This is a genomic window from Mesorhizobium sp. P3_A9 (assembly GCF_056402975.1).
Window position 1 is genome coordinate 1 of sequence record NZ_JBFUGJ010000238.1, and the last position, 9,503, is coordinate 9,503.

The following is a 9,503-nucleotide window of genomic DNA, read 5'->3' on the forward strand; positions in this document are numbered from 1 at the left end:
CGAGACACGGTCCTTCGCGGTCAATTTCCTGCATGAAGGCCAGGTCGAAGTCTCTTCGGTGTTCGCGTCGAAGGCGGCGGACAAGTTCCAGTCGGTCAACCATGACCGCGCCCACACCGGCGCGCCAATCCTCACCGACAGCCTGACATGGTTCGACTGTACCGTTCACAACCGCATCGAGGCCGGCGATCACATCATCCTGATCGGCCAGGTCCAGGCTTTCGGCACCAGCCCATCGGCGCCGCTCGGATTTTGCCGCGGCCGTTACGCCAGCGTGAAGGATCCGCTGCCCGCCGGCTGGCTGGCCTCGCAGGACATGATCATCGGCTATCTGGTCGAAGCCGGGAACCGCATCCTCTTGCGCAGCGATGGCAAGGGAGGCTGGGTGCTGCCGACGGCACAGCGCCGCAAGGCCGACAGCCGGCTCGTCCTCGATGGCGGCGAGGCGCTGAGCCTCGTTCCTGAAAACACCTTCCTCTATTCGGTGTTCGACGTCGCCGACAGCGACCCGGGCTATCTGATCTACCGCGCCGAACTGAGCCGTGAGAGCGCTGAAGCCTCACTTCCGGATGGCCACGCCTTCTTTTCCGTCGACGCGCTGCCCTATGAGCGGATCGCCACGCATGAATTGCGCGCCATGCTGCGCCGCTATGCGCGCGAGTGTCAGGACAAGCGCTTCGGCATCTACATCGACACCGGTGACGGCGGCCGCGTCGCCATGATCGACGGCCAGTCGCAATCGTGGACGCAGGCCGCGTCCGAATGATGCCCCACGCAGGACAGACAGCATGAAAACGACGGTCGGATCGCTCGAAGGCTCACGCCAGAACCTGTTCATCAACGGTGCGTTCGTGGCGCCGAAAGGTGGGCAGTACATCGACAGTTTCGACCCGACCACCGGCAAGCCCTGGTACCAGTTCGCCGAGGCCGGCGCCGAGGATGTCGGCGCGGCCGTCGAGGCCGCGCGTACCGCTTTCGCCGCTCCGGCATGGCGACGCATGACGCAGACCGACCGCGGCAAGCTCGTGCGCCGGCTGGCGGAACTGGTGCTGGAGCACGCCGACGAGCTGGCGCTGATCGAGACACGCGACAATGGCAAGCTGCTCAAGGAAATGCGGGCGCAGATGCGCGCCATGCCCGACAGCTACACCTATTTCGCTGGGATGGCCGACAAGCTGCTCGGCGACACCATCCCCGTCAACAAGCTCGACATGCTCAATTTCAACCTGCGCGAGCCGATCGGTGTCGTCGGCATGATCACGCCGTGGAACTCGCCGCTGATGCTGCTCACCGGCACGCTGGCGCCATGCCTTGCGCTCGGCAACACGGTGGTTGTCAAGCCGTCCGAGCATGCCAGTGCGTCCACGCTCGCTCTGGCCGAGCTGATCATGGAGGCCGGCTTTCCGGCCGGCGTCGTCAATGTCGTCACCGGCACCGGCGCCGTGGCCGGCGACGCGCTGACGCGGCATCCAGGCATTGCAAAACTCGTCTTCACCGGTTCGACCGCAACGGGCCGGCGGATTGCCGCCAATGCGGCKSASAATCTCATTCCYTGCTCGATGGAACTCGGCGGCAAGTCGCCGCATGTCGTCTTCGGCGATGTCGATATCGACCATGCCGTCAACGGCGTCGTGTCCGGTGTGTTCGCGGCGGCGGGGCAGACCTGCGTCGCCGGTTCGCGTTGTTTCGTCGAGGCCAGCGTCTACGATCGCTTCGTCGAGGCGCTGGTCGAACGCACGCGGCGCGTGCGGGTCGGGCTGCCGACGCTGGAAGAAACCGACATCGGTCCGCTGGCGCTGTCGGCGCAGCTTGCCAAGGTGGAGGGCTATGTCGCCTCGGGCGTGCGCCAGGGCGCGAGCATCGCGGCCGGCGGCCGGCGGCCGCAGGCGGCCGAGCTTGCCGGCGGCTGGTATTTCGAGCCGACCGTCATGACCGATGCCGACAATGGCATGGACTTCATGCAGGAGGAGCTGTTCGGTCCCGTTGTCGGCGTCATGCCGTTCTCGTCGGAGGACGAGATGATCCGGCTCGCCAACGACACCCGCTATGGGCTCGCCTCCGGCATCTGGACGCGGGACATCAACCGCGCGCTGCGTTTCGCCAGGAATGTCGAGGCTGGCACGGTCTGGATCAACACCTACCGCGCGTCCTCCTTCATGTCCGCCAATGGCGGCTTCAAGGAGAGCGGCTATGGCCGGCGCGGCGGCTTCGACGCCATGGAGGAGTTCTCGCGCCTGAAGAACGTCGTCATCGACTACTCGGGCGCCATGCAGGACCCCTTCATTATCCGCCTTCGCTGACCAAACCCGACGCACTGGGGAGACCGACATGAAATTCGCCGTTTCGCTGACCATGGAGCGCTTCTCGCCCGACATGCCGATGTCGAAGGTGAAGAGCAATCTGCTCGAGCTGGCGCGCCTGGCCGACGAGGGTGGCTTCGAGACGCTGTGGACGGCGGAGCATCACACGATCGAATGCAACATCTCGCCGAACCCGCTGATGACACTGACCTGGCTTGCCCAGCATACCGAGCAGATCCGGCTCGGCACCTCGACGCTGGTCGCGCCCTACTGGAGCCCGATCCGGCTGGCAGGGGAGGCGGCACTTTGCGATCACCTGACCGGCGGGCGGCTGGAGTTCGGCATCGCGCGCGGCTCCTATCAGTACGAGTTCGACCGCATGGCCGGCGGCATGCCGCAGCAGGAAGGCGTTGCCTATCTGAAGGAACTGGTACCGGCGGTGAAGAAGCTGTGGGCGCAGGATTATGCCCATGACGGCCATTACTGGAAGTTCCCGCTCGCCGCCGGCGTGCCAAAACCGCTGCAGAAGCCGCATCCGCCGATCTGGGTGGCCGCGCGAGACCCGGGTACCTTCGACTGGGCGGTCGGCATCGGTGCCTCGATCCTGTCGACGCCCTTGTCGGCGCCGGCGGCCGAGATCGCCGTGCTCGGCGAGAAATTCCGCAAGGCCGTCGCCGATCACCCGGAGGTGCCGCGCCCGCGCCTGATGATGCAGCGGCGCACCTGCATCTACGAACGGGCGCAGGACTGGGAGATCGCGGTCGGGCATGCCATCGACTATGGCCGCGCCTTCGAGAACCTGTTCCAAAACATCGGCACCGTGCAAAACGGCTTTCCCGAAGCCGTCCCCTACGAGAGCGTCAAGGGCAAGGACAATTACAATCCCGAGAACATCCACCGCAACCTGATGTTCGGCACGCCCGACGAGGTGATCGAGAAGCTGCTCGATTATGAAGCGGCGGGCGTCGACCAGTACTGCCTCGGCCTGACGTTCAACCTGCCGTTCGAGCTGCAGAAGAAGACGATCAAGCTGTGGGTCGACGAGGTGATGCCGGTCTTTGCCGCGCGCGAGCGCGACAGGGCGCGCCAGGCGGCGAGGGCGTGACCATGGCGCGCTCCGGCCAGCTCGATGTCGAGGGCGTGCTGCTCAACTGGCGCCTTGAGGGTGAGGGCGGCGTGCCGCTCGTTTGCATCCATGGTGTCGGCTCCTATCTCGAAGCCTGGAATGGCGTGGCCGGGCAGCTGAAAGATCGCTTCGCGGTCCTCACCTTCGATCTGCGCGGCCATGGCCGCTCCAGCCGGGTCAAGGGCCGCTACGAGATCGACGATTTCGTCAAGGAGACGCTGGCGCTGGCCGACCATGTCGGGTTTGCCAACTTCAATCTGGCCGGATTTTCGCTGGGTGGCCTGATCGCGCAGCGCCTGGCGCTGACGCATGCCGAGCGCCTGCAAAAACTGGTGCTGCTGTCGACGATCGCCGGCCGCACGCCCGAGGAGCGGCACGCGGTGCGTGGCCGGCTGGCGGCGCTGATGGCGAGCGACGCCTCGGCGCATCATGCAGCCTCGCTGTCGCGCTGGCTGACGGAGGATTTTCAGGACAGCAACCCGGAGGTCATCGCCGAGTTGCGCCGTCGTGACGCCGAGAACGACCGCGACTGCTATGCGGCCGCCTATCGCGTTCTGGCCGAGACTGATTTCGGCGGCATTCTCGACCGCGTCACCTGCCCGACGCTGATCGTCACCGGCGAGGACGACCAGGGTTCCAGTCCGCGCATGGCACGGCTGATGCACGAACAGCTGCAAGGGTCGCAACTCGCCATCCTGCCCGGACTTCGCCATTCGATCCTGATCGAGGCGCCGGACCGGGTTGCCGCCGTGATGGGCGATTTCCTGCTGGACGCTGACAGTGGGGAAGGGGCCACCGCCGATGAATAGCAGCCTTCGCGATGCGGCAGAGAATGTCGAACAGCAGGTGCTGCACGACACCTCGCAGGCAACGGGCCGGCACCTTCCCTGTGATCGGGGGAATGGCGACGGCAAACATCCTCCGCGACATCGGAAGACCGGACCGGCCGCGACGTCGCTAAATCCGCGAGCCTTTGGGAGAGGACGCCGACCTGGTCGGCACGAAATTGCGACGTCACGACCGGCTGAACGGAAGTGACCGCAAGGGACTGAACAACAACAGGGGAATACGCACATGACAATCTGGAACAGACGACAAGTGACGATGGCTGCGCTGGGGCTGGCGCTTGGCGCATATCCTGCTCACGCAGGCGCGGTGCTCGACCGCGTGATGGCGGCCGGCACGCTCAAGGTGGCGACCGACGCCAACTGGGCGCCGCAGTCCTTCGTGAATGCCAGCAACGAGCTGGACGGCTTCGATGTCGACGTCGCCAAAGCGATCGGCAAGCACCTTGGCGTCAAGGTCGAGTTCATCACGCCCGGCTGGGACATCATCACCGCCGGCCATTGGGCAGGGCGCTGGGACATGCATGCCGGCTCGATGACGCCGACCAAGAAGCGCGCCGAGATCTTCGATTTTCCGGCGGTCTACTATTACACACCGGCGGCCGTTGCCGTGCACAAGGACAGCAAGGCCAAGACGCTGGCCGATCTCGACGGCAAGGTGGTCGGCGCCACCAGCACCTCCACCTTCGAGGCCTATGCCAAGAAGGATCTGACGCTCGATGCCGCCGGCGCGCCGCCATTCGAATACAAGCTCAACCCGAAGGAGGTCCACTCCTACGAGAATTCGACGACCGCCTTTGACGACCTCCGCCTCGGCGACGGCGTGCGCCTCGACGCTGTGGTCTCTTCGCTGCCGTCGATCCTCGATGCGCAGAAGGCCGGCTACCCGATCAAGCAGCTGGGCGCTCCGGTCTTCTTCGAGCCGCTGGCGATCGCCATCGAGCGCGGCGATCCCGAACTCTCCGCCAAGATCGCCGACGCCGTGAAAGCCATGAAGGAGGACGGCACGCTGAGCAAGCTTTCCGAAAAATGGTACGGGCAGGATTATTCGAAGACCAACTAGCCCCTTAAAAGGCGGCCTGCTCACGGCAGGCCGCCCAACAGCCGGTGCTCAAAGATGCTATATCCGGATACCGTCGAAGCCGAAATCCTCGTCCACAAACCCTGGTTCGTGGCGACGATGTTCGGCGTCGTTCTGCTGCTCTTCATGGCTTTCAACATGTCGGGCACCAGCTTTGCCGAACTGATGCGTCCGGTGATCGGCGAACCGTCGGTGAGTGGCTTCTACGGCCGCTTTGCCATTGCCTTTGCCATAGCGGTGATCTTCACCTTGAACGTCGTGCTGATCGGCTTTGCGCCGCTCAAGTTCCAGATCGGCATCGTCTGGCTCGAACTGCTGCTCCTGTTCATCGCCTTCTTCGAGACCTTCCATCTCAGCCTGCCCTTTATCTGGGAGAAGCTGCCGTTCCTGATCAGCCAAGGCGTTGTCACCACGCTCTACGTCTCGGCGATCTCGATTGTCATCGCCTCGGTCATCGCCGTCGCCGGCGCGGTCGCCAAGCTTTCCAACAATGGCTTCGCCTACGCCATCGCCAGCTTCTACACCTCCTTCTTCCGCGGCCTTCCGCTGCTCATGCAGGTCTATCTGATCTATCTCGGCCTGCCGCAACTCGGCTTCGTCATCAACGCGGTGCCTGCCGGCATCCTGGCACTTTCGCTCTGCTACGGCGCGTATATGACTGAGATCTTCCGCTCCGGCATACAGAGCATCGATCGCGGTCAGTGGGAGGCGTCGCGCTCCATGGGCTTCGGCTTCACATTGACCATGCGCCGCATCATCCTGCCGCAGGCGCTGCCGGTCATCATTCCGCCGACGGGCAACCAGTTCATCTCGATGCTGAAGGATTCCTCGCTGGTCTCGGTCATCGGCGTGTGGGAGCTGATGTTCCTGGCGCGCACCCTTGGCCAGAAGACCTTCCAGCACATGGAGATGCTGATTTCGGCCGCCATGATCTACTGGATGCTGTCGATCTGCCTCGAACTGATTCAGGCGCGGATCGAGCGGCATTACCACAGGAGCAAGGTCCGATGAGCGCTCATGCCATCATCGAAGCGCGCAACGTATCGAAGTGGTATGGCGCCTTTCATGTCCTGAAGGACATCAACCTGACCGTCCACAAGGGCGAGCGGATYGTCATTTGCGGACCCTCGGGTTCCGGCAAATCGACGCTCATCCGCTGCTTCAATCGCCTGGAGGCGCATCAGGAGGGCGATATCACCGTCAACGGCGTTGCCCTGCACGGCAAGATGGGCAACGTCGCCGACGTGCGCTCCAACGTCGGCATGGTGTTCCAGCATTTCAACCTGTTTCCGCACATGACGGTGCTGATGAACTGCATGGCCGGCCCGATGTGGGTGAAGGGCGTGCCGGAAAAAGAGGCGCGCAAGACGGCGCTGAAGTTCCTCGAGCGGGTCCGCATTCCCGAGCAGGCGAACAAGTTTCCCATCCAGCTGTCCGGCGGCCAGCAGCAGCGTGTGGCGATTGCCCGCAGCCTGTGCATGGAGCCGGCTGTCATGCTGTTCGACGAACCGACCTCCGCCCTCGACCCGGAAATGGTCTCGGAGGTGCTGGACACCATGACGGAGCTTGCCCGCGACGGCATGACCATGGTGTGCGTCACGCATGAAATGGGCTTTGCCCGTGCGGTGGCCGACCGCGTCATCTTCATGGACGCCGGGCAGATCGTCGAGGCGGGTACGCCGGACGAGTTCTTCGGCCAGCCACGCCACGACCGAACCAGATTGTTCCTCAGCCAGATCTTGAAACACTGACCGGAGCGTTCCGCCGTCGCACGGAAATGCTCCGTCGGCACGGCATCCAGGGGTCTTTCCGAACGCCCGTGCGCTTCCCGCGGCCACCCCGACATTGAGACGGTCATCCAGGCGCCTAAGGCCCGAGCGCGGCCCGCGCCGGCCTGGTTAGGCCCAGCCTAAGCAGAATTATCGAAAATCATTATTTGTGCATCGCACACAGCGTGCTTTGCTCCATCTGCCGGCTGAAAGAGAACAAAAAGAACGTCAGGCGGCAGCCTTCGGCGATGCGTCCGAAGCGGGTTGTTTTGGCGCCGACAGCGCCTGACCTCAGAAAAAGACAGGGGAACGTGATGACGACAATAATCTCGAAGTTTCGCCGCGCCGCGCTTGCGGCCGGCATTGCTCTGAGCGCCCTTTCGGTGAGCCTCCACGCCGAAGCCGGCAGCTTGAAGCTGGGCATGACGACCTGGGTCGGATACGGCCCGCTCTTCCTTGCGCGTGACATGGGCTACTTCAAGGAAGGTGGCCTCGATGTCTCGCTCGAAATCATCGAGGAAGCATCGATGTACATGGCGGCCGTCGCCGCCGGCGAGCTCGACGGCAGCGCCTCGACCATAGACGAAATCATGAAGTACCGTTCGAAGGATGTCTGCTTCAAATCGGTCTACGCCCTGGACGACAGCCATGGCGGCGACGGCGTTCTGGCGCCGAGCAGCGTCAAGAGCATCGCCGATCTCAAGGGCATGGAGGTTGCACTGAACGAAGGTTCGGTGTCGCAGTTCTGGTTCAACATCCTGCTCAAGCAGGCCGGTCTCACCCAGGCCGATGTGAAGATCACCAACATGACGGCCGATGACGCCGCCGCCGCCTTCATGGCCGATCGCATTCCCGTTGCCGTCACCTGGGAACCGCACCTGACGCTGGCCAAGAAGGAAAACAAGGGCCAGGTGCTGATCGACTCCTCGAAAACGCCGGGCTTGATCGTCGATGTGGTGGCGCTCAACTGCGACTACATCACGAAGAATCCCAAAGATGTCGAGGCGCTGGTGAAGGGCCTCTACAAGGCCAACGAATTCATCAAGGAAAATCCTGCGAAGGCTTATGAAGTGATGGCCAAGGGCGTCGGCGGCTGGCTCAAGGAGCCAAAAGACTTCGCCTCCTCCGCCGCGGGTGTGAACTTCTACGGCAAGGCGCGCAATGCCGAATTTTTCGCCGGCGGCGAGAGCGGTGAAGCTGGCAAGCTGATCAAGCTCGGCGGCGATGTCTGGGGCGGCTTCGGCAAGCTCAAGATGGACATCAAATTCGACGACCTCGTCGATCCGTCCTTCCTGACGAAGTGATCTGGCCTCGCAAAGCGAGTTCGCTGGACCGCAGTTCGCTGGACCGCAGGCGCGCATCGCGCCTGCGGTCCAGTCAGCCCAAAGGGTTTCCCTGTGACACTGGCATCAAATGCAACGTCTCCCATCAGCCATATCGTGACAACGAGCGTGGATAAAAATCAGCCCGGTCGATCCGCCTGGAAAGCTGTCACCACACCTTTTCAGGCGGTGTCGCGCCCTCTCGCGATCACGCTCAGCGTCCTGGTCTGGGGCGCGGTAATTGGCGGCTGGTTCGCTCTGACCTATTCCGGAGCGGTCAAGGAAATGTTCCTGCCGCGCCCCGAATCCGTCTTGTTCACCACCATCAATATGGCGCTTGACGGGTCGTTGTGGGAGCATGTGCTCGCCAGCGTCCAGGTGGTGCTGATCGGCTTCGTCATTTCGAGCATCGTGGCGGTGCCGCTCGGATTGACGATGGGCACCTACCGCATTGTCCAGGCCGCGCTCGACCCGCTCGTCAATTTCATCCGCTATCTGCCGGTGACGTCCTTCGTGCCGCTGTTCATCCTGTGGATCGGCATCGGCATCGAGCAGCGCGTCGCCGTCATCATCTTCGGCATCTTCTTCCAGCAGTTGGTGATGATCGCCGACAGCGCCCGCGGCGTCCAGCGCGACCTCGTCAACGCAGCCTATACGCTGGGCACCAAACGCCGCGACACGGTCTTCCACATCGTCTTTCCGGCCACGCTGCCGAATGTGCTCGACGTGCTGCGCGTCACCATGGGCTGGGCCTGGACCTATCTCGTCGTTGCCGAACTCGTCGCCGCGCGCAGCGGACTTGGCTACATCTCGCTTAAGGCGATGCGCGGCTTCCAGGTCGACGTCATCTTCATGGCCATCGCCATGATCGGCATCCTTGGTCTTTGCACCGACCAATTGTTCCGGGGCATCCGCCGCCTCGTCGCTCCCTGGGCCAATTGAGGAGTTCGCCGACATGGACGCCCTGACACTTGCGACGAAACCGAAGAGCGCCGACATCGGCGTCGACAATGTGGCGCTGCGCTACGGCACGGGCGACAACGCCGTGCTGGCGCTGGAC

Annotated in this window: 9 protein-coding genes; all 9 read left to right on the forward strand. The window is 63.4% G+C overall.

Features of this window, described 5'->3' with window-relative positions:
• On the forward strand, positions 1–766 hold a 766-nt coding region (locus tag AC1DX0_RS25110; RefSeq protein ID WP_477357201.1), incomplete at its 5' end, for a flavin reductase.
• Positions 767–788: 22 nt separating this feature from the next.
• Positions 789–2,300, forward strand: a complete 1,512-nt coding sequence (locus tag AC1DX0_RS25115; RefSeq protein WP_477357203.1) for an aldehyde dehydrogenase — start codon at positions 789–791, stop codon at positions 2,298–2,300.
• A gap of 28 nt (positions 2,301–2,328) precedes the next feature.
• Positions 2,329–3,405, forward strand: a complete 1,077-nt coding sequence (locus tag AC1DX0_RS25120) for an LLM class flavin-dependent oxidoreductase (RefSeq protein WP_477220861.1) — start codon at positions 2,329–2,331, stop codon at positions 3,403–3,405.
• Positions 3,406–3,407: 2 nt separating this feature from the next.
• Positions 3,408–4,235 carry an alpha/beta fold hydrolase gene (locus tag AC1DX0_RS25125; RefSeq protein ID WP_477221091.1) on the forward strand — a complete coding sequence of 276 codons (828 nt, stop codon included), beginning with the start codon at positions 3,408–3,410 and terminating at the stop codon, positions 4,233–4,235.
• A gap of 265 nt (positions 4,236–4,500) precedes the next feature.
• Positions 4,501–5,334 carry a transporter substrate-binding domain-containing protein gene (locus tag AC1DX0_RS25130; RefSeq protein WP_477220862.1) on the forward strand — a complete coding sequence of 278 codons (834 nt, stop codon included), beginning with the start codon at positions 4,501–4,503 and terminating at the stop codon, positions 5,332–5,334.
• Positions 5,335–5,388: 54 nt separating this feature from the next.
• Positions 5,389–6,363 (forward strand): amino acid ABC transporter permease, encoded by a 975-nt coding sequence (locus AC1DX0_RS25135; RefSeq protein ID WP_477220863.1) that lies wholly within the window; start codon positions 5,389–5,391, stop codon positions 6,361–6,363.
• The gene (locus tag AC1DX0_RS25140; protein WP_477220864.1) at positions 6,360–7,103 is read left to right on the forward strand and encodes an amino acid ABC transporter ATP-binding protein; all 744 of its coding nucleotides are present in this window, start codon (positions 6,360–6,362) and stop codon (positions 7,101–7,103) included. The genes AC1DX0_RS25135 and AC1DX0_RS25140 overlap by 4 nt, the downstream gene beginning before the upstream one ends.
• Before the next feature lie 332 nt (positions 7,104–7,435).
• Complete coding sequence (locus AC1DX0_RS25145) at positions 7,436–8,425, forward strand: ABC transporter substrate-binding protein (RefSeq protein ID WP_477220865.1); 990 nt, start codon at positions 7,436–7,438, stop codon at positions 8,423–8,425.
• 207 nt (positions 8,426–8,632) lie between these two features.
• Entirely contained in the window at positions 8,633–9,385 is a 753-nt protein-coding gene (locus AC1DX0_RS25150; RefSeq protein ID WP_477357205.1) for an ABC transporter permease, read from the forward strand.
• The last annotated feature ends 118 nt before the right edge of the window (positions 9,386–9,503 follow it).

Excerpts from the sequence above, each read along its gene's own strand:
- AC1DX0_RS25130 (WP_477220862.1), top strand. The coding sequence starts at position 4,501 with ATGACAATCTGGAACAGACGACAAGTGACGATGGCTGCGCTGGGGCTG.
- AC1DX0_RS25135 (WP_477220863.1), top strand. The coding sequence starts at position 5,389 with ATGCTATATCCGGATACCGTCGAAGCCGAAATCCTCGTCCACAAACCC.
- AC1DX0_RS25125 (WP_477221091.1), top strand. The coding sequence starts at position 3,408 with ATGGCGCGCTCCGGCCAGCTCGATGTCGAGGGCGTGCTGCTCAACTGG.
- AC1DX0_RS25120 (WP_477220861.1), top strand. The coding sequence starts at position 2,329 with ATGAAATTCGCCGTTTCGCTGACCATGGAGCGCTTCTCGCCCGACATG.
- AC1DX0_RS25145 (WP_477220865.1), top strand. The coding sequence starts at position 7,436 with ATGACGACAATAATCTCGAAGTTTCGCCGCGCCGCGCTTGCGGCCGGC.